Source organism: Streptomyces sp. ERV7, assembly GCF_001653515.1.
In the GTDB taxonomy this organism is placed as follows: Bacteria; Actinomycetota; Actinomycetes; order Streptomycetales; family Streptomycetaceae; genus Streptomyces.
Genome location: NZ_LYOY01000051.1, coordinates 430,838 through 449,553, shown reverse-complemented (window position 1 = coordinate 449,553; position 18,716 = coordinate 430,838). Strand labels below are relative to the sequence as shown.

21 protein-coding genes and 2 pseudogenes are annotated in these 18,716 nt (G+C 72.2%); 6 read left to right on the top strand and 17 right to left on the bottom strand.

The features are described from left to right. Position 1: 1 nt before the first annotated feature. Positions 2–517 (bottom strand): dUTP diphosphatase, encoded by a 516-nt coding sequence (gene dut, locus A8W25_RS24905; RefSeq protein WP_067165186.1) that lies wholly within the window; start codon positions 515–517, stop codon positions 2–4. Then, a complete protein-coding gene (locus tag A8W25_RS24900) occupies positions 514–1,098 on the bottom strand; it encodes a PaaI family thioesterase (RefSeq protein ID WP_067165184.1) in 585 nt (194 codons plus the stop codon). The genes dut and A8W25_RS24900 overlap by 4 nt, the downstream gene beginning before the upstream one ends. 58 nt (positions 1,099–1,156) lie before the next feature. On the opposite strand from A8W25_RS24900, the gene A8W25_RS24895 reads away from it, so the two are divergent. After that, positions 1,157–1,618, top strand: a complete 462-nt coding sequence (locus A8W25_RS24895; protein WP_067165181.1) for a DUF3093 domain-containing protein — start codon at positions 1,157–1,159, stop codon at positions 1,616–1,618. Positions 1,619–1,718: 100 nt separating this feature from the next. Here A8W25_RS24895 and A8W25_RS24890 read toward each other — a convergent pair whose 3' ends face one another. The 4 genes from A8W25_RS24890 to A8W25_RS24875 form a co-directional block, all read right to left on the bottom strand. Next, positions 1,719–2,693 carry a hypothetical protein gene (locus tag A8W25_RS24890; RefSeq protein ID WP_079126357.1) on the bottom strand — a complete coding sequence of 325 codons (975 nt, stop codon included), beginning with the start codon at positions 2,691–2,693 and terminating at the stop codon, positions 1,719–1,721. Positions 2,694–2,704: 11 nt separating this feature from the next. Then, positions 2,705–3,001 carry a DUF4193 domain-containing protein gene (locus A8W25_RS24885; protein ID WP_067165176.1) on the bottom strand — a complete coding sequence of 99 codons (297 nt, stop codon included), beginning with the start codon at positions 2,999–3,001 and terminating at the stop codon, positions 2,705–2,707. A 393-nt stretch (positions 3,002–3,394) separates the two neighbouring features. After that, a complete protein-coding gene (locus tag A8W25_RS24880; protein WP_067165174.1) occupies positions 3,395–4,633 on the bottom strand; it encodes a sensor histidine kinase in 1,239 nt (412 codons plus the stop codon). Positions 4,634–4,638: 5 nt separating this feature from the next. Continuing rightward, the gene (locus A8W25_RS24875) at positions 4,639–5,292 is read right to left on the bottom strand and encodes a response regulator transcription factor (protein ID WP_067165171.1); all 654 of its coding nucleotides are present in this window, start codon (positions 5,290–5,292) and stop codon (positions 4,639–4,641) included. Positions 5,293–5,688: 396 nt separating this feature from the next. On the opposite strand from A8W25_RS24875, the gene A8W25_RS34505 reads away from it, so the two are divergent. Next, positions 5,689–5,862 (top strand): hypothetical protein, encoded by a 174-nt coding sequence (locus tag A8W25_RS34505; protein WP_180357287.1) that lies wholly within the window; start codon positions 5,689–5,691, stop codon positions 5,860–5,862. 75 nt (positions 5,863–5,937) lie between these two features. Here the strand turns inward: A8W25_RS34505 and A8W25_RS24870 are convergent, their stop codons facing one another. Together A8W25_RS24870 and A8W25_RS24865 are read right to left on the bottom strand one after the other, a co-directional pair. Next, positions 5,938–6,792 (bottom strand): inositol monophosphatase family protein, encoded by an 855-nt coding sequence (locus tag A8W25_RS24870; RefSeq protein ID WP_079126356.1) that lies wholly within the window; start codon positions 6,790–6,792, stop codon positions 5,938–5,940. A gap of 9 nt (positions 6,793–6,801) precedes the next feature. Next, positions 6,802–7,953 carry a ferrochelatase gene (locus tag A8W25_RS24865; protein ID WP_067165168.1) on the bottom strand — a complete coding sequence of 384 codons (1,152 nt, stop codon included), beginning with the start codon at positions 7,951–7,953 and terminating at the stop codon, positions 6,802–6,804. Positions 7,954–8,145: 192 nt separating this feature from the next. On the opposite strand from A8W25_RS24865, the pseudogene A8W25_RS32925 reads away from it, so the two are divergent. Next, positions 8,146–8,370 (top strand): annotated as a pseudogene (locus tag A8W25_RS32925) (MFS transporter); the annotation flags it as partial. Here A8W25_RS32925 and A8W25_RS33625 read toward each other — a convergent pair. The 3 genes from A8W25_RS33625 to A8W25_RS24845 form a co-directional block, all read right to left on the bottom strand. Next, complete coding sequence (locus A8W25_RS33625; RefSeq protein ID WP_067165164.1) at positions 8,280–8,657, bottom strand: hypothetical protein; 378 nt, start codon at positions 8,655–8,657, stop codon at positions 8,280–8,282. The pseudogene A8W25_RS32925 and the gene A8W25_RS33625 sit on opposite strands and share 91 nt — an antisense overlap. Positions 8,658–8,955: 298 nt before the next feature. Continuing rightward, positions 8,956–9,279 carry an STAS domain-containing protein gene (locus A8W25_RS24850; RefSeq protein WP_067163978.1) on the bottom strand — a complete coding sequence of 108 codons (324 nt, stop codon included), beginning with the start codon at positions 9,277–9,279 and terminating at the stop codon, positions 8,956–8,958. Positions 9,280–9,437: 158 nt separating this feature from the next. Beyond that, positions 9,438–10,286 carry a 3-hydroxyacyl-CoA dehydrogenase family protein gene (locus tag A8W25_RS24845; RefSeq protein WP_067163976.1) on the bottom strand — a complete coding sequence of 283 codons (849 nt, stop codon included), beginning with the start codon at positions 10,284–10,286 and terminating at the stop codon, positions 9,438–9,440. Between the two features lie 293 nt (positions 10,287–10,579). Here A8W25_RS24845 and A8W25_RS24840 point away from each other — a divergent pair, with 293 nt between their 5' ends. Continuing rightward, the gene (locus A8W25_RS24840; protein WP_067163974.1) at positions 10,580–11,152 is read left to right on the top strand and encodes a cob(I)yrinic acid a,c-diamide adenosyltransferase; all 573 of its coding nucleotides are present in this window, start codon (positions 10,580–10,582) and stop codon (positions 11,150–11,152) included. A gap of 10 nt (positions 11,153–11,162) precedes the next feature. Here the strand turns inward: A8W25_RS24840 and A8W25_RS24835 are convergent, their stop codons facing one another. Next, entirely contained in the window at positions 11,163–11,492 is a 330-nt protein-coding gene (locus tag A8W25_RS24835) for a hypothetical protein (protein WP_420708536.1), read from the bottom strand. On the opposite strand from A8W25_RS24835, the pseudogene A8W25_RS32920 reads away from it, so the two are divergent. Then, positions 11,433–11,618, top strand: a pseudogene (locus A8W25_RS32920) (DUF3071 domain-containing protein); the annotation flags it as partial. The gene A8W25_RS24835 and the pseudogene A8W25_RS32920 overlap by 60 nt on opposite strands. A 122-nt stretch (positions 11,619–11,740) precedes the next feature. On the opposite strand, the gene A8W25_RS24830 reads toward A8W25_RS32920, so the two are convergent. Then, positions 11,741–12,589: a sulfurtransferase gene (locus tag A8W25_RS24830; RefSeq protein WP_067165162.1), complete on the bottom strand. Its 849-nt coding sequence runs from the start codon at positions 12,587–12,589 to the stop codon at positions 11,741–11,743. A gap of 223 nt (positions 12,590–12,812) precedes the next feature. Between A8W25_RS24830 and A8W25_RS24825 the strand changes: the two genes are divergently transcribed. Then, a complete protein-coding gene (locus A8W25_RS24825; protein WP_067165159.1) occupies positions 12,813–13,586 on the top strand; it encodes a VOC family protein in 774 nt (257 codons plus the stop codon). A 79-nt stretch (positions 13,587–13,665) separates the two neighbouring features. On the opposite strand, the gene A8W25_RS24820 is transcribed toward A8W25_RS24825, so the two are convergent. From A8W25_RS24820 to A8W25_RS24805, 4 genes are all read right to left on the bottom strand, one after another. Continuing rightward, positions 13,666–14,313, bottom strand: a complete 648-nt coding sequence (locus tag A8W25_RS24820) for a thymidine kinase (RefSeq protein WP_067165158.1) — start codon at positions 14,311–14,313, stop codon at positions 13,666–13,668. Between the two features lie 73 nt (positions 14,314–14,386). After that, positions 14,387–15,580 (bottom strand): alkaline phosphatase family protein, encoded by a 1,194-nt coding sequence (locus tag A8W25_RS24815; protein WP_067165155.1) that lies wholly within the window; start codon positions 15,578–15,580, stop codon positions 14,387–14,389. Further along, positions 15,580–16,167 carry a DUF5998 family protein gene (locus A8W25_RS24810; protein WP_067167157.1) on the bottom strand — a complete coding sequence of 196 codons (588 nt, stop codon included), beginning with the start codon at positions 16,165–16,167 and terminating at the stop codon, positions 15,580–15,582. The genes A8W25_RS24815 and A8W25_RS24810 overlap by 1 nt, the downstream gene beginning before the upstream one ends. Before the next feature lie 36 nt (positions 16,168–16,203). Then, entirely contained in the window at positions 16,204–18,708 is a 2,505-nt protein-coding gene (locus A8W25_RS24805) for a bifunctional GNAT family N-acetyltransferase/acetate--CoA ligase family protein (protein WP_067165153.1), read from the bottom strand. Between the last annotated feature and the right edge of the window lie 8 nt (positions 18,709–18,716).

Genomic DNA, 18,716 nt, shown 5'->3' with positions numbered 1-18,716 from the left:
GTCACTGTCCTTCCCGGTCGGATACGACCGAAGCGTATCGATTCCCACCCGTTGTGCCGTCCACGGCGGCATGACCGCCGGTGGAACCGAAGCCCCCCTCGGCCCGAGCCGAGCCGGGAAGCTCCGCCACCTCGTGGAAGCGGACCTTCTCGACCTGCTGGACGACAAGTTGGGCAATCCGGTCGAATCGCTCGAACCGCACGGTCTCGCGCGGGTCGAGATTGACCACGATCACCTTGATTTCCCCACGGTACCCGGCATCCACCGTCCCCGGGGCATTCACCAGGGCGACACCGCAGCGTGCGGCCAGGCCGGATCTCGGATGCACAAAGGCCGCGTACCCGTCGGGCAGGGCGATACTCACCCCGGTGGGCAGGACCGCCCGCTCACCGGGGGCGAGCTCGGCGGCCTCGGTGGTGACGAGATCGGCCCCCGCGTCGCCGGGGTGCCCGTACGCCGGAATCGGCACCTGCGGGTCGACTCGGCGGATGAGGACGTCTACGGGGTTACGGGTCACGGGTTCACCTCGAAGGCGCGGGCGCGCCTGACCTGGTCGGGGTCGGACATGACGGCCTGGATCTCCTGCGGGCGGCCGTTCTCGATGAAGTGGTCGACCTTCACCTCGATGAAGAGGGCGTCGGCCCGGACCGCCACCGGCCCGTCGGGGCCGCCTATCCGCCCGGTCGCCGTGGAGTAGATCTTCCGGCCGTCGACGGCGGTGACCTCGGCCTCCAGGAACAGCACGGTGTCCACCGGCACGGGCCTGACGAAGTCGGTCTCCAGCCGGCCGGTCACCGCGATGCTCTGCAGCAGCCAGTTCAGCGAGCCGAGCGTCTCGTCGAGCGCGGTGGCGAGTACCCCGCCGTGCGCGAGGCCGGGGGCGCCCTGGTGGGCCGGGCGCACGGTGAACTCGGCGGTGACGGTCACGCCCTCACCGGCCCGCGCCTCCAGGTGCAGTCCGTGGGGCTGCCCGCCGCCGCAGCCGAAGCAGTGCTCGTAGTGCGCGCCGAGCAGTTCGCCCGGAGCGGGCGCATCGGGGTGCCGGACCGGCGGTTTCGCGTCGGCCGGGGGCGTCAGGGACGCAGATCTAGCAGTCACAGCCGCTGACCTTACCCGCGGTCCCGGGCGCCGGTCGCGCCGTGCCAAGCTTGCTGTCATGCAGCCGAACGCCCCTCAGTACACCGAACGCCTCACCGCCCCCCGCTCGTGGTGGCTGATCGCCGCTCTGGTCGGGGTGGCGTGCGCGCTGATGCTGCTCCCGCTGGGCGGTCTGCCGCTCCTGGCGGGCCTCATCGGGGGCACGGCGGCGGCCGCGGTGGTGGTGAGTTCGTACGGTTCGGTACGGATCCGGGTGGTGGCGGGCACGCTGGTCGCGGGCGACGCCCGCATCCCGGTGACCGCGCTCGGCGAGCCCGAGGTGCTGGACGCGGAGGAGGCCAGGGCCTGGCGCCTCCACAAGGCCGACCCCCGCGCGTTCATGCTGCTGCGCAGCTACATCCCGACGGCGGTACGGGTGGAGATCACCGACCCGGAGGACCCGACCCCGTACGCGTACCTCTCCACGAGGGACCCCCAGGCGCTCAAGGCGGCGCTGGACGGGGTGCGGTCGGCTCTTTAGGGGCGCGCGGAAGGCTGGGGTCGCGCTTTCAGGGGCGCGAGGATCCGCGCGACCACCCGAGAGGGCCCGCGGTCAGCGGACAACGCCTCCGGCGAGGCGCCTAGCGCCCCAGCTCCTTCGGGATCTCCCCGGGCCGCAGCGGATCGGCGGGCTGCTCCAGGGGCGCGAGCTCCACCAGGGCCTCCCACGGCACCTGGTGCTTGCGCAGATCGTCGCGGACATGCCCCGCGACCTTCTTGGTGTCGCGGCGGTTCATCACCGCCCCCACCGCCGCCCCGACCATGAACGGCGTCAGGTTCGGCAGATTGCGGACCAGGCGCTTGGTGATCTGCTGGCGCAGCTCCCGCTTCATCTGCCCGCCGAGCGCCGCGTTGATGGTCGCCGGTTTGGTCATCTGGACGCCGCGCTCCTCGGTCCAGGACGTCAGATACGCCATGGAGCGCTCTTTCAGATTGCCGGGCGGCCGCATCCCGTAGACCTCGTGCAGCTCGGCGATGAGCTTCAGTTCGATGGCGGCGACGCCGGTGATCTCGGCGGCCAGCTCGGCCGGCATGGCCGGCGGAACGGGGAGCATCGCGGCGGCGCCGATGCCCGCGCCCACGGTGGACGTGGCGTTCGCGGCGCCCGCGATCAGTTTGTCGGCGATTTCCTCCGGGCCGAGACCCGGGAATTGCCGGCGCAGGGTCGCCAGGTCGCGCACCGGAATGCGCGGGGCGATCTCGATCACTCGGTCGGCGAGATGCCCGATTCCGGCCCTGGCGCTCGCGCCGCTTCTGCGGACCCCCTTCTTGAGGGCCGGGACGCCCTTGGTGGTCGCGGCTCTGCGCAGGGCGTCCAGGCGTCGGGCCCCGGCCGCGGGCCCCGCCTGGTCGTCCAGTGCTGCTTCGAGCGAGGCCGGCCGGCCCCGCTCGTCCTCCTGTACACCTGCGGCAGAGCTCACCGCGGGGAGGGCGGAGGGCTCGGCGGGCGTCTGGACGCCCTCTGCCGGGCCTGTGCCGCCCTGTGACACCTCGGGTGAACCCGAGGCACCCTTTCGCCGGAACGGTCGCTTCCGGGGCGGTTCGCGGCCTGCCACGGCCTGCCCGATCAGTCGCAGTCGCGGCAGATCGGCTGGCCGTTCTTCTCCCTGGCCAGCTGGCTGCGGTGGTGCACGAGGAAACAGCTCATGCAGGTGAACTCGTCGGCCTGCTTGGGCAGGACCCGGACGGCGAGTTCCTCGTTGGAAAGGTCCGCGCCGGGCAGTTCCATGCCCTCCGCGGCCTCGAAGTCGTCGACGTCGACGGCCGAGGCGGACTTGTCGTTCCGCCGGGCCTTCAGTTCTTCAAGACTGTCGGAATCGACGTCGTCATCGGTCTTGCGTGGGGTGTCGTAGTCCGTTGCCATGTCGCTCTCCCCCTCTGGGTGGTTGCGGTGTCTCCAGCGCACGTAACGCGTGAGAGGCCGGACTTGTGCCCGACCCGAGGCGGAGATTTTGCCTCACATCAAGGTCTGTTACTCAATCGACACCCAGCCGCACTCCTCAAGAGTGATCGTCTTGGATGGCGATCGGGACCGTACACGGTCCGAATGTCGCACTTCACGGGCGTCACCCCGTGTACTTCCCGTGATCTCACCCCCCGGAAACCCGGACTTTTCCCGGTTTTCCGGGGGAAGCCTTGATCACGGAGAGTAGATGGCCGGAAATTTGCCCCTGTGATTGATCACACACGAATATCTTCGGAACGGGTCCCGAAAATTCCGCTCAAAGCGAACTTCTCGACAGCGTCGAAAAGCATCTCAGACGGGCAGGGTGACACGCATCACGAGGCCGCCTCCCTCACGGGGCTCCGCGATGATACGGCCTCCGTGGGCCCGCGCGACGGACCGGGCGATGGACAGGCCGAGCCCGACGCCCTTGTCGCTCCCGGTCCGCTCCGTCCGCAGCCGCCTGAACGGCTCGAAGAGGTTGTCGATCTCGTACGCGGGAACCACCGGCCCCGTGTTCGAGACCACCAGGACCGCCTGGCCGTCCTTGAGCTCGGTGGTGACCGAGACCCAGCCGTCCTCCGGCACGTTGTAGCGCACGGCGTTCTGCACCAGGTTGAGGGCGATCCGCTCAAGGAGCACGCCATTGCCCTGGACCACCGCGAGGGCCCGCTCGCCGCGGATCTCCACGCCCTTGGCCTGGGCCTCGCCGCGGGCCTGGTCGAGGGCGCGGGTGGCGACCTCGGCCAGATCGACCGGCTTGCGGTCGACGATCTCGTTCTCGCTCCGGGCGAGCAGCAGCAGGCCCTCCACCAGCTGCTCGCTGCGCTCGTTGGTGGCGAGGAGCGTCTTGCCCAGCTGGTGGAGCTCCATGGGCGCCCCTGGGTCGGAGAGATGGACCTCCAGGAGGGTGCGGTTGATCGCCAGCGGGGTCCTCAGCTCGTGCGAGGCGTTGGCGACGAACCGCTGCTGGGCGGTGAAGGCCCGCTCCAGGCGGTCCAGCATGTCGTCGAAGGTGTCCGCGAGCTCCTTGAGCTCGTCGTCCGGGCCGTCCAGCTCGATCCGCCGGCTCAGGTCGGTCCCGGCCACCCGGCGGGCGGTGCGGGTGATCCGGCCCAGCGGTGACAGGACGCGGCCCGCCATCGCGTACCCGAAGGCGAAGGCGATGACGCTGAGGCCCACCAGGGCCATCAGCGAGCGGGTCAGCAGGTCGTCGAGCGCGTGCTGGCGCTGCTGGGCCACACAGCGGCCGATCGCCTCGTTGAACTCCTGGGCGTTGCCGGTGCCCGGGATCTGGCAGCTGCCGCTCTGCACGGTCACGTTCTGCCCGCCGAGGATCTTGAACGGCGCGTTGCCGGAGTGCAGGGCCGTCGCCGCCAGCAGATAGATGATCGAGAGCAGCAGGATGCCCGCGATCATGAACATGCCGCCGTAGAGCAGGGTGAGCCTTATCCGGATGGTCGGGCGCACCCACGGGAAGGGCGGTTCGGCGCCCCTGGGGTCCCAGGTCGGCTTCGGTGGCGCCGTCGGTGGCGCGGGCGTGGTGGCCATCGCGGTCAGATCCGGTATCCCGAGCCCGGCACGGTGACGATGACGGGCGGCTCACCGAGCTTGCGGCGCAGTGTCATGACCGTCACGCGCACCACGTTGGTGAACGGGTCCGTGTTCTCGTCCCAGGCCTTCTCCAGGAGCTGCTCGGCCGAGACCACCGCGCCCTCGCTGCGCATCAGCACCTCCAGGACCGCGAACTCCTTGGGGGCCAGCTGGATCTCCTTGCCGTCGCGGAAGACCTCGCGGCGGTTGGGGTCGAGCTTGATGCCCGCGCGCTCCAGGATGGGCGGCAGCGGCACGGTGGTGCGCCGGCCCAGGGCCCGCACCCGGGCGGTCAGCTCGCTGAAGGCGAACGGCTTGGGCAGATAGTCGTCGGCGCCGATCTCCAGGCCCTCCACCCGGTCGCTGACGTCGCCGGAGGCGGTCAGCATCAGGACCCGGGTGGGCATCCCCAGCTCGACGATCTTGCGGCAGACGTCGTCGCCGTGCACCAGCGGGAGGTCCCGGTCGAGCACGACCACGTCGTAGTCATTGACCCCGATGCGCTCCAGGGCTGCGGCGCCGTCGTACACGACGTCGACGGCCATTGCCTCCCGGCGCAGTCCGGTGGCCACCGCATCGGCGAGCAGCTGCTCGTCCTCGACGACGAGTACGCGCACGGCGCTTGTCCTTCCCTGATGAGCCCTGGTGGGCCGTCGGTGCCCCGTGGGCGCCTGTGGGCCCGCGCGGGCGTTCCTGAGCCCGTACGGGCGGTTCTGTGGGCACAGAAACAGTGACTGTGCGCTTCCATCCTGCCCCTTACGGCCATAAACCGGCGGTAAGACGGTGCCGCCGCCCAGGCGAGGCCCGACCTGCGGATTCCCGGGTCGTCCGGGAATTCCCGGGATTGCCGCGCGAGTTGAGGTTTCTCGTACACCGGGCCTGGGGAGGACGACTGCACACCCGCGATCACGCCCTGTATGTGGCACGCCACTGCCTGCTGCTCGTGATCACGACCCACCGTCGGCACACCCCCAAGTGCCACCGCCACCGATCCCACGACGAGGGGGCGCACCATGGACGCATTCACCGCAGGACTGCTGCAGCGCATCAAAGCCACGGAGACGGACCTCACGCTGGCCCGAGAGAACGGCGACGACTTCCTCGCGGAGGTCGAGCAGGCCGAGCTCGACGATCTTCACCGCCTCGCCGCCGAACACGGCGTCGAGGTGGCGGCCGCGGCACACTGACGCGCAGCACGGACCCCCGGCACCGCAGGTCGGCGCCGGGGGTCAGTGCTGTCCGGGACCGGGCCCGGGGCGCACTCAGTCGTGCCAGGCGCCGTGCTCCTCCAGCAGGGCCTGGAGCGGGCCGAAGAGCTCCGGGGTCGCCGCGATCGTCAGCTCCCGGGAGGCCGGGTCGCCCGGGCGCCCGCCGGTCACGGCGCCCGCCTCGCGCGCGATGAGGTCGCCCGCCGCCAGGTCCCAGGGGTTGAGGCCGCGCTCGTAGTACGCGTCCAGCCGGCCGGCCGCCACGTCGCACAGGTCGATCGCCGCCGAGCCGCCGCGCCGGATGTCCCGGAACCTCGGGATCAGCCGCTGCACGACGGAGGCCTGGTGGGCCCGGACCGACTGCACATAGGCGAAGCCGGTGCCCAGCAGGGACTGCTCGATCGGGGCGGCCGGGCGGCAGCGCAGCCGCCGCCCGCCGAGGAAGGCACCGCCGCCGAGCACCGCGTGGTACGTCTCGCCGCGCATCGGGGCCTCGACCACGCCCGCGACCCGCACGCCGTCGCGCTCGGCGGCGATGGAGACGGCCCAAGTGGGCAGCCCGTACAGGTAGTTGACGGTGCCGTCCAGCGGGTCGATGACCCAGCGGACCCCGCTGGTGCCCTCGCTGGAGGCGCCCTCCTCGCCGAGGAAGCCGTCGGCGGGGCGGCGCTCGGAGAGGAAGCCGGTGATCAGCTTCTCGGCGGCGATGTCCATCTCGGTCACGACGTCGATGGAGCTCGTCTTGGTGGCGGCCACGCCCAGGTCGTCGGGGCGGCCGTCGCGCAGCAGCGCCCCGGCCCGGCGGGCGGCTTCCAGGGCCAGCGCCAGCAGCGCCGCGTTCTCTGCGTTCTCCGCGCGCTCCGCGTGCTCCGCGTGCTCCGCGGCCTGGTCGGTGTGGGGCTCGGTCATCGTCGCTCCTTACGCGTACGGGCTGTCGGCGCCGGCCGCGGCGGGCCGGAGGGCGCGGGCCGGGCAGCAGCCGACCGGGCAGAGGTCGTGCGAGGGGCCGAGGGCACCGAGGGCGCAGCGCTCGGCGCGCTCGCCTCGCTCGGCCGCCGCCCGCTCCAGGACGAGCTCGCGCACGGCGGCGGCGAACCGGGGGTCCGCGCCCACGGTGGCGGACCGCACGACCGGCAGACCGAGCTCGGCGGCCTTGGCGGTGGCCTCCGTGTCCAGGTCGTACAGGACCTCCATGTGGTCCGAGACGAAGCCGATGGGCACCATCACGACCGCCGGCACGCCCTTGCCGTGCAGCGCCTCCAGGTGGTCGCAGATATCCGGCTCCAGCCAGGGGATGTGCGGGGCGCCGGAGCGGGACTGGTAGACGAGCTCCCAGGGCCGCTCGGCCCCGGTCTCCTCGCGCACCGCGTCGGCGATCAGCCGGGCCACGTCCAGGTGCTCGCGCACATAAGCGCCGCCCTCGCCGTGCTCCCCGGCCGGGCCGGAGGCGTCGGCGGAGGCGTCCGGGATCGAGTGGGTGGTGAACGCGAGGTGGGCGCCGGCGCGGACCTCCTCGGGCAGCTCCGCGAGCGAGGCGAGGACGCCGTCGATCATCGGGCGCACGAAGCCGGGGTGGTTGAAGTAGTGCCGCAGCTTGTCCACGCGCGGCGGCTCGATGCCCTCGGCCTCCAGCGCGCCCAGCGCGTCCGCCAGGTTCTCGCGGTACTGGCGGCAGCCCGAGTACGACGCATAGGCGCTGGTGGTGAGCACGGCGATGCGGCGGTGGCCCGCCAGGGCCATCTCGCGCAGGGTGTCCGTCAGGTACGGCGCCCAGTTCCGGTTGCCCCAGTGGACCGGGAGGTCCAGGCTGTTCTCCGCGAAGTCCTTGCGCAGGGCGTCCAGGAGGGCGCGGTTCTGGTCGTTGATGGGGCTGACCCCGCCGAACAGGAAGTAGTGCTGCCCCACCTCCTTGAGCCGCTCCTTGGGGATGCCCCGGCCACGCGTCACGTTCTCCAGGAACGGGACCACGTCGTCCGGGCCCTCGGGGCCGCCGAAGGAGAGCAGCAGCAGGGCGTCGTACGGAGCCGCTTCGCCGGCCGCTCCAGGAGCTTGATCGCGCAGATCGGACATGACACCGATCCTGCCATCCGCCACTGACAGGCGCGGAACCGGCCGGGGACGGGCGGCCGGAGCGAGCGCATCGGGCGGAGCCGGAAAAACCGCGTGCGCGGGAGGCATCTGACGTCGTAAGTTCAACACCGTAAGCTTTAGGTATTAATTACACGCTTCAGCCACCCGGCTGAGCCGGCCGCCGGAGCCCTCATGCCCAGTCCGTACCGCGCGATATTCACCGCTCCCGGCACCAAGCGGTTCTCCGCGGCCGGGCTGCTCGGCAGGATGCCGCTGTCCATGATGGGCATCGGCATCGTCACGATGGTCTCCCAGCTCACCGGCCGCTACGGGCTGGCAGGGGCGCTCTCCGCGACCCTCGCCATGTCGGCCGCCGTGCTCGGCCCGTACATCTCGCGCCTGGTCGACCGGCACGGCCCCGGCGGCCTGAGCGAGCGCTCGCGCTCGGTGCGTTCGGCGGCGGACCGGCGTTCGGGGCGGCCGGGTATCTCGCCGGGCGGGCAGGGCTCGATCTCGCTGCCGTCGACGGGGTTGACGGTGAGCAGGAAGTCGCCCGAGACGAGCTGGACCGTGCGCGCGAGCCCGGCGGCGCGTGCCGCGGGCTCGGGGGTGAGGGCGTCGCGGTCGCGCTCCTTGCGCTGCGCGGCGCCCGGGCCCGGTCCGTTCTGCTCGTCGTCGAACTCGTCCGGTCCCCGGGTGTCCATCGGGTTCATGGTGAAAGCCCCCCAGATACGCCTGCGTAACCTTGCCCCACCCGGCCGCTACGCACTGCGCTGTCGCTCTGGTCCGGTACCCGCCGCAGGGATGTCGACCGGCGGGAGACCGCACCCTAAACCTTCGCCCAGTATCTCCGAACGGGCGGGGTGCCACCCCGCCCAGAGCGTCACAGTCCGGTGAGGATTGCGTGCGGAGGACCGGCTTCCACATCACCTGCACAACTGCCGCACAGGTCGTGCTCAACCGCGCCGTACGAGGCTCGTACGGCGGTGGCGCCGCGCACGCTCACACGCGCGGCAGCGCCTCCGCCGCGATGCCGCCCTCGATGGCCAGGATGCGGTGCAGCCGGGTCGCCACCAGCAGGCGCTGCATCTGGGGCGGCACGCCCCGCAGCACCAGCCGCCGGCCGCAGCGGCCGGCCCGCCGGTGGGCGCCCATGATCACACCGAGGCCGGTGGCGTCCCAGGAGTCCAGCTCGGTCAGGTCGAGCACCAGGTCGCCGGCTCCGTCGTCGACGGCGGAGTGCAGGACCGTACGGGCGTCCGCCGCGCTGCGGACGTCGAGGCGGCCCCCGACGACCAGCTCGACGTGGTCGCCCCTGATGTGCATAAGTACTCCCCGGAGTGCTCCGTATGCCTGTCTGCCTGTCGTCTCTTACTGCACCAACTGACTGCACAGACCGCAGGGAAGTTGCCGTCTGTAAGCGAACCGATACCTAATTCACCCCATGGAGTGATCTGGGGCGAGGGGAGGTGAGGGTGCGTCAATCAGTGCTTGTAGAAGCCCTGCCCGCTCTTGCGGCCGATGTCACCCGCGTCAACCATCCGGCGCATCAGCTCGGGTGCCGCGAACTTCTCGTCCTGGGACTCGGTGTAGATGTTGCTGGTGGCGTGGAGCAGGATGTCCACGCCGGTCAGGTCGGCGGTGGCCAGCGGGCCCATCGCGTGGCCGAAGCCCAGCTTGCAGGCGAGGTCGATGTCCTCGGCGGTGGCCACGCCCGACTCGTACAGCTTCGCCGCCTCGACGACGAGCGCCGAGATCAGGCGGGTGGTGACGAAACCGGCGACGTCGCGGTTGACGACGATGCAGGTCTTGCCGACGGACTCGGCGAACTCCCGGGCGGTGGCCAGGGTTTCGTCGCTCGTCTTGTAGCCGCGCACCAGCTCGACGAGCTGCATCATCGGGACCGGCGAGAAGAAGTGGACACCGACGACCCGCTCGGGGTGCTCGGTGGCCGCCGCGATCTTGGTGATCGGGATGGCGGAGGTGTTGGAGGCGAGCACGGCGTCCGGACGCACGATCTTGTCGAGCGTACGGAAGATGTCGTGCTTGACCTCCAGCTTCTCGAAGACGGCCTCGACGACGATGTCGGCGTCGGCGGCCGCGTCCAGGTCGGTCGTGGTGGTGATGCGGGCGAGCGCGGCCTCCGCGTCCTCGGCGGCCAGCTTGCCCTTGCTCACAAACTTGTCGTACGAGGCCTTGATGCCGTCGGTGCCACGGGCCAGCGCCGCGTCGGTGACGTCACGCAGAACGACGTCCCAGCCCGCCTGGGCCGAGACCTGCGCGATGCCCGAACCCATGAGTCCGGCCCCGATGACGGCGAGCTTCCTGGCCACTTCACACCCCTTTGACGGCTTACTGATACGGCTCTCCGGCGGAGGCTATCGGCCGTGAGGCATCTTGGGAGCCGTAAGAGATGCGCGTCACGTCTCAGATGACGGACATCACACCAAGACGGGTGAGCGGCGTCTCACCGAGGGCCCCGTCGGCCCCCATCGCTCGTCCCGTACCGCGTACTTGGGCGGGGAATGTCCGTGCTGTCGGGCGGGCCCGTACCAGGGCGCGCGGCGGCCCGTGACGGTCGGCACAGAAGCGTGGCGGACGGCCCTCGCGTAACTAGGCTGACCCCATGGTCAATCTGACGCGCATCTACACCCGCACCGGCGACAAGGGCACCACGGCCCTGGGCGACATGAGCCGTACCGCCAAGACGGATCTGCGGATCTCGGCGTACGCGGACGCCAACGAGGCGAACGCGGTGATCGGCACGGCGATCGCGCTCGGCGGTCTCGCCGAGGAGGTCGTCCAGGTCCTCACCCGGGTGCAGAACGACCTGTTCGACGTGGGCGCGGACCTGTCGACGCCGGTCGTGGAAGACCCGAAGTACCCGCCGCTGCGGGTCGAGCAGTTCTACGTCGACCGGCTGGAGGCGGACTGCGACCTGTTCAACGAGCGGCTGGAGAAGCTGCGCAGCTTCATCCTGCCCGGTGGCACCCCCGGAGCCGCGCTGCTGCACCAGGCGTGCACGGTGGTGCGCCGCGCCGAGCGCTCGACCTGGGCGGCCCTGGAAGTGCACGGCGAGACGATGAACCCGCTGACCGCCACCTATCTGAACCGCCTCTCCGACCTGCTGTTCATCCTCGCGAGGACGGCGAACGTGGAGACCGGGGACGTGCTGTGGGTGCCGGGCGGCGAGCGGTAGAGCGGCTGGGTCAGCGGCGGGACCGGGCCGCCTCCACCTTCTTCGGGAACAGCGTGTAGCTGAGCGCGATGACCAGGTTGATGCCGATCAGCCACAGCATCCGCTGCTGCCACATCCGCAGCGAGTCCACGTCCCCGTCGCCGCCCACGTACCAGATGCCGCCCTGGAGCAGCCCCATCGCGATGACGGCGGCGAGCACCCAGCGCCCGGCGGTCCGCCACTCGTGGACCGCGCGGGCCGTGCCGCCCGCCGGCGCCTTGGCGGGGCGGGGGCCCGCCCGCGGGCGGGCGCCGGCGCGGCGTACGCGGACGTCCTGATGCCCCGCTCGGTGGCCGGTCACCGCGACCGCCTCACCGGCACCACGGACCGCCAGGCCGAGGCGGACGGCGTCCGGCCCGGGCGGCGCGCCGCCGTACCGAGCTGGGACGAGATCGTCTTCGGCACCCGGCGCAAGAAACAGGAGTAGGACGCCTCGCGCGTCCGCCTCGTCCGTCGATACGCCCGTCCAGCCATTACGGAGGACGTCGACGCGAGGCACACCGATACGAGCCGAGGGGCCCGCGCCGAGCGCGGGCCCCTCGGTGTGCGCTACTGGGGGTCGGGGCCGGTCGCGACCGGGCGGGACTCGTCCGACGACCACTGCGACCAGGACCCGGCGTAGAGCGCGGCGGGGATCCCCGCGACCGCCAGGGCGAGCACCTCGTGGGCACCGGAGACTCCGGAGCCGCAGTACACGCCGACGTCGGCGCCGGAGGCACCCAGGGCCTTGAAGCGGTCGGCGAGGACCTCGGGGGCCAGGAAGCGCCCGTCGGAGCCCACGTTCTCGGTGGTCGGGGCGGAGACCGCGCCCGGGATGTGGCCGCCGACCCGGTCGATGGGCTCGACCTCGCCCCGGTAGCGCTCCCCCGCGCGGGCGTCGAGCAGCAGTCCGGACCGGGCGAGCGCGGCCGCCCCGTCCGCGTCGAGGAGGCCCACCGCGCCCGGCTCGGGGGCGAAGTCGCCCTCGGCGGGCGCCGGGAGCTCCCTCGACAGTGCGCCGGTCCAGGTGGCGAGGCCGCCGTCGAGGACCCGTACGTCCTGGTGCCCCGTCCAGCGCAGCAGCCACCAGGCGCGCGCGGCCGCCCAGCCCTGGCCGCCGTCGTAGACGACCACCGGCGTCCCGGCCGACACGCCCGCGCGGCGCATCACGGCGCCGAACGCCGCCACGTCGGGCAGCGGGTGGCGGCCCCCGGCGCCGGGCGGTCCCGCCAGCTCCGCGTCGAGGTCGACGAAGACCGCACCGGGCAGATGCCCGGCCTCGTACTCGGCCCGGCCGTCGAAGGGGGCGGCGCCGGCCGCCTTCGCCAGACTGAGCTGCCAGCGGACGTCAAGGAGGACCGGCGGGCGGGCCCCGGCCAGCTCGTTCGCCAGTTCGGATGCGCTGATGATGGCGTTCATGGGGCCATCCTCGCGCAGCGCGTGTCGCCGCGTAACGGCCGCGAAACGGATGAGAAATGCCAAAGCGGGCATCCTCCTGCGGGAACGCGCCAAAAGCGGCGCGGCCGGGGCGCGCTTGGCCGTCGGTGGTGCAAGCATCTGCGGGGAAGGCGGGCGCCGGGGCGGCCCGGCCGCCCGCCCCTTCAGGGCGCGTTCTCACAGCGATGGTCCGAGGAGAGTCACGATGTCCCAGGCAGAGACCCGGCGCACGCCCGGCACACCCTGCTGGGTGAGCCTCATGGTGCACGGCCTGGCTCCTACCCAGGAGTTCTACGCGGCGCTGTTCGGCTGGGAGTTCCGGCCGGGGCCCGCCTCGCTCGGCCCCTATGTGCGGGCCCTGCTCGACGGCGCCGAGGTCGCGGGCATCGGGCAGCTCCCGCCCGACCGCCATCTGCCGATCGCCTGGACCACGTATCTGGCCACCGACGACGCCGACGCGACGGCCGAGGCCATCCGGCACTGCGGCGGCACGGTCGGGGTCGGGCCGCTCGACGCGGGCGACGCGGGGCGGCTGGTGATCGCCTCGGACCCGGAGGGCGCGGTCTTCGGCGCCTGGCAGGCCCAGGCGCACGTCGGCACGATGGTGGCGGGCGCCCCCGGCACCCCCGTCTGGAACGAGCTGGTGACCCGGGAGACCTCCACGGTCGGCAAGTTCTACGAGTCGGTGTTCGGCTACGAGAAGGAGGCGGTGGTCTCGGCCGACTTCGACTACGTGACGCTGCACATCGACGGGCGCCCGGTCTGCTCGCTGCACGGCGTGGGCAACGCCCTGCCGCGCGACAAGGGCGCGCACTGGATGACGTACTTCGAGGTCGCGGACACCGACGAGGCGGCCCACCGGGTCACGGAGCTCGGCGGCCACGTCCTGCGGCCCGCGCATGAGGAATCGAGCGGCCGGGTGGCGACGGTGGCGGACCCGGAAGGGGCGGTGTTCACGCTGGTGCGGTCGACGGCCTGATGCCCGTGCCCTCAGGGGCGGGGAACCGCGCGATCAGCCCCCACCGGCCCGCGGCCGAGGAACCGCACCCCGCGGAGCGCTACGCGTCCACGGGCAGCACATCCGGCGACAGCGCGGCCGCCCGCGCGGCCGCGGCCGTCATACGACGGCGGTGGTGGCGCCGGCACAGCACCTCGTACCCGATCTCGTCCTCGGACTGGTTCACGTCACCCACCACGACCTGCGCCCCCTCGACGACCATCTCGCCGCCCCGGGTACGCGCGTTGTGCGTGGCCCGGGCCCCGCACCAGCACAGCGCCTCGACCTGGAGGACCTCCACGCGGTCGGCCAGCTCGACCAGGCGCTGGGAGCCGGGGAAGAGCTTGGAGCGGAAGTCGGTGGTGATGCCGAAGGCGAAGACGTCCAGGTCGAGGTCGTCGACGACCCGGGCGAGCTGGTCGATCTGGCCGGGCGCGAGGAACTGCGCCTCGTCCGCGATCACGTAGTCGCAGCGGCCGCCCTTGGAGAGGTGGGCGACCAGATACGCGTAGAAGTCGAAGCCCTCGGCCGCCTCGACGGCGTCCGTCACCAGGCCGAGCCGGGAGGACAGCTTGCCCTCGCCCGCGCGGTCGTCCCGCGTGAAGATCATGCCCTGGAGGCCGCGCGCGGAGCGGTTGTGCTCGATCTGAAGAGCGAGGGTGCTCTTTCCGCAGTCCATCGTTCCGGAGAAGAACACCAGCTCGGGCATGGGAGGGTGACGGCCTTTCGGATCTGCGCACGCGTCCGCGTACAGGAGACAGGGGGAGGTGCGGAAGAGAGGGTTACGAGCGTACTTCGAGGAGCGGCACGAGCTGCTCGACGGGGGTCATCGAGCCGTGCATACCGACCATCGCGGACTCGTGCGGCTCGTTCCGCGAGGCGGTGATCACCACATCGGCGTGCGCGGCCGCGACGACGTCGCCGATCCGCCCGTACACCCGCTCGTCGCAGGCGCCCGGCTGTCCGAACCAGCCCGCCGCTATGGCTTCGTCGCGGCTCGCCACCCAGAACTGCTCGCCGAGCACCTCGCGCCAGACGGTGAGTACGTCGGACTCGGCACCGGGGACGGCGTACACATGGCGGGCCCGGCCCTCGCCGCCGAGCAGGGCCACTCCGGCGCCCAGCTCCCAGTCCTCGTCGAAGTCGATACGGGACTCTTCGTCGAAGGGGATGTCGATCATGCCGTGGTCGGCGGTGACATAGAGCGCGGAGCGCGGCGGCAGCTGTTCGGCGAGCCGCTGGACCAGCCGGTCGACGTACATCAGCTGGCCGCGCCAGGCGTCCGAGTCCACACCGAAGCGGTGGCCCTTGCCGTCGACCTCGCTGTAGTACGTGTAGACGAGCGAGCGGTCCCCGGCGGCCAGTTGGGCGGCGGCCAGGTCCATGCGGTCCTCGCCGGTCAGCCGGCCGTGAAACGTTCCGCCACTGAGCGCGACCTTGGTGAGCGGGGTGTGCTGGAAGGTCGGCGAGGACACCTGGGCGGTGTGCACCCCGGCCGCGTCGGCCAGCTGGAAGACCGTGGGGTACGGCTGCCAGACGTGCGGGTCGGTCCAGGGCTTCCAGCGGAGCTGGTTCATCAGCTCACCGGTCTGCGGGTTGCGCGCGGTGTAGCCGGGCAGACCGTGCGCGGCAGGCGGCAGGCCGGTGCCGACGGAGGCGAGCGAGGTGGCGGTGGTGGCCGGGAACCCGGCGGTGATCGGCCGTCCGGTGCCGCCGCGCGAGCCGGCCAGCAGGGAGTGCAGATAGGGCGCCTCGTCGGGGTGGGCCTTGATCTGCTCCCAGCCGAGCCCATCGATCAGGAACACGCAGTTCCGGTCGGTCGGGGTCAGCTCGGGGATGGCCGCGGTCACCCCGGGCACGCCCATGCCGGCCGCGAGGGTGGGCAGCAGATCGGCGAGCGAGCCGCTGCCGTACTCGGGCAGGGGGGCGGTGTCGAGGGCGAGGGGCTCCGGGTCCTGCCAGGCGGGCTGGGCCATCAGCGGGCGGTGGCCGCGGTGGCTTCGGAGAGGGCCTGGGCGAAGTCGAGGGTCTGGCGCACGGTGTCCGGCCCGTCCCCGGCCTCGCTGACGCGCAGGCTCAGGTCGTCGGCGGTGGAGTTGCCGGTGTAGCCGTGGTCGGCGTCGCAGTTGGGGTCGCCGCAGGCGGCGGGCTCCAGGTCGATACGGGAGACCGCGCCCCAGCCGATGGTCAGGACGACCTCGCGGGGCAGGGTGCCCGGGGTGTACGACTCGGGGTTGGCGACCACACGGCTGACGACCACGGACGAGATCCGGTCGAGCTTCACGGACTCGGTGGAGGTCGTGGCGTACGGCGTCGGGGAGCTGGTGTCGGCGTTCTGCTCGTCGGTGTGGCTGACGATGAAACGGTTGCCCGTCAGAACCAGGACCGTCACGTGGCGGCGCACCTCGTTGGCGTCGAAGGTGGTCTCCTGATGGACCAGGTACGACGCGATGGGCTCACCACCGACGGCGGCCTCCACCGCCTCGGCCACAAGGGCCGGGTAGTAGCCGCTGCGCTCGATCGCCGCGCGCAGCCCCTGGGTCATCGTGCCGGTCTTCGCCATGAGCTCCATCCTACGGGGCCCCGGGGCCCGATCGTTTCAGTAGCTGGGCAGGCGCCTCGGGCCCAGGTCGGAGCGGGGCGGCGGGGGTGCCAGGCGGACGCTCGCACCCAGTACGGAGAGGCCGTGCTGGGCGACGACGACCGGTTCCAGGGAGACGGCGACGACCTCCGGATGGTCGTCGACCAGCCGCGAGACCCTCAGCAGCAGCTCCTCCAGGGCCGCCGTGTCCACCGGCGCGGAGCCGCGCCAGCCGAAGAGGAGGGGGGCGGTCCGGATCGACCGGACCAGCTCGGTGGCGTCCCGGTCGGTGGCCGGGACCAGCCGGTGGCCGGTGTCGCCGAGCAGCTCGGAGGCGGCTCCGGCGAGGCCGAAGGAGAGCACGGCGCCGACGGCCGGGTCGATGGCGGCGCGCACCACGGTGTCCACCCCGCGCGGGGCCATCGCCTGGACGACCGGCTGCAGCTCCTCCGGCTTGCCCAGCGCGTGCGTCAACTCGGCGTACGCGCGGCGCAGTTGCTCCTCGTCGGCGAGGTCGAGGCGGACGCCGCCGAGGTCGGGGCGGTGGCGGAGGTGGGGGGCGGGGGCAGGCGCGGGCTGTGCGGTCTGGTTCCCGGTGGGGGGCTGGTTCGGGGCGCTGGTAGCGGCTGCCGTCGGAGCGCGGTGGTGTGGGGTGCGGGGGGCCGTGCTTGCCGCGCTTGCCAAGGCCTCTGCCAGGCCTCCCAGCTCTACGTGCACTACCGCCACCGGCTTCGCGGGGGCCGTTGTCGTGGCCTGTTGAAGGGCGGTGGCCAGGGCCTCGTCGGGGTAGCCGGGCTCGCCCACCCAGGGGATCGCCGTGACCACCACCGCGTCGCAGAACTCGTCCGCCAGGGCGCGGGCCAGCGCGTCCCGGAAGTCCTCGGGGGTGGCCGCCGTCGTCAGGTCCACGGGCGGGTGCGGGCGCAGGCCCTCCGTGAGGCAGGCGTCGTACGTGAGGAGGCCGAGGGACTCCGAGTTGCCGAGGATGGCGACGCGCGGCCCGGCCGGGAGCGGCTGGCCCGCGAGCAGGACGCCCGCGTCGACCAGCTCGGTCACCGTGTCCACCCGGATCACGCCCGCCTGGCGCAGCAGCGCCGAGACCGCCGCGTCCGGGACCCGGGTCACCGGAACCGCGTGGCCGGGCGGGGTCGAGCCGCTGTGCCGGGCGCCCTTCACCGCGACCACCGGCTTCACCGCCGCCGTCCGCCGCGCGAGCCGGGTGAACTTGCGCGGGTTGCCGATGGATTCGAGGTACAGCAGGACCACGTCCGTGTCCGCGTCCTCGTACCAGTACTGAAGGATGTCGTTGCCCGAGACGTCCGCCCGGTTGCCCGACGAGATGAACGTCGACAGGCCCGCGCCCCGCCGGTGCAGACCCGCCAGGAGTGCGATCCCGATCGCGCCCGACTGGGTGAACAGACCGATCCGCCCCCGCCGCGGCGGCTCGGGCGCGAGCGAGGCGTTCAGATGCGTCCCGGGCGCGGTGTTGATCACGCCGAACGCGTTGGGCCCGATCAGCCGCATCCCGTACGACCGCACCTGCCGCAGCAGTTCGCGCTGGCGCTCACGGCCGGCCGCGCCGCTCTCGGCGTACCCGGCGGACAGGACGACCAGCCCCTGCACCCCGTGCTCGCCGCACTCCGCGACCGCCTCCGGCACCCGCTCGGCCGGGACCGCGACGACCGCGAGGTCGACCTGTTCCGAGAGGTCGCCGAGCGAGCGGACGGCGCGGACGCCGTCGATCCGCGAACCCCCTTCGGGGAACGCCCGGTTGACCGCGTACACGCGTCCGGTGAAGCCCGCCCCGAGCAGATTGCGCAGCACCGTGCGCCCGACGCCGCCCGGAGCGCGGCCGGCGCCGATCACCGCCACCGAGCCGGGCGCGAGCAGCCGCTGCACCGAGCGCGCCTCCGCGCGCTGCTCGCGGGCGCGCTGCACGGCCAGCGACTCGGCGGTCGGCTCCAGATCGAGCGTGAGATGGACCGAGCCATCCTCGAAGGAACGCTTCTGCTGATAGCCCGCGTCCGTGAACACCTTGATCATCTTGTTGTTGGCGGGCAGCACCTCCGCCGCGAACCGCCGGATCCCCCGCTCGCGCGCGACCGCCGCGATGTGTTCGAGCAGCGCGGAGGCGACCCCTCGGCCCTGGTGGGCGTCCTGGACCAGGAAGGCCACCTCGGCCTCGTCGGCCGGCGCCGAGGCGGGCCTGCCCTGCGCGTTGATCCGGTCGTAGCGGACGGTCGCGATGAACTCGCCGCCCACCGTCGCCGCGAGCCCGACGCGGTCCACGTAGTCGTGATGGGTGAAGCGGTGCACGTCCTTCGCCGACAGCCGGGGGTAGGGCGCGAAGAAGCGGTAGTACTTGGACTCGTCCGAGACCTGCTCGTAGAACGAGACGAGCCGCTCCGCGTCGTCCGTCGTGATGGGCCTGATCCGCGCCGTCCCCCCGTCGCGCAGCACGACGTCGGCCTCCCAGTGGGCCGGGTACGCGGGGTCCTGCGTCTTCTCCTGCGGAGCCTGCATACCGGCAG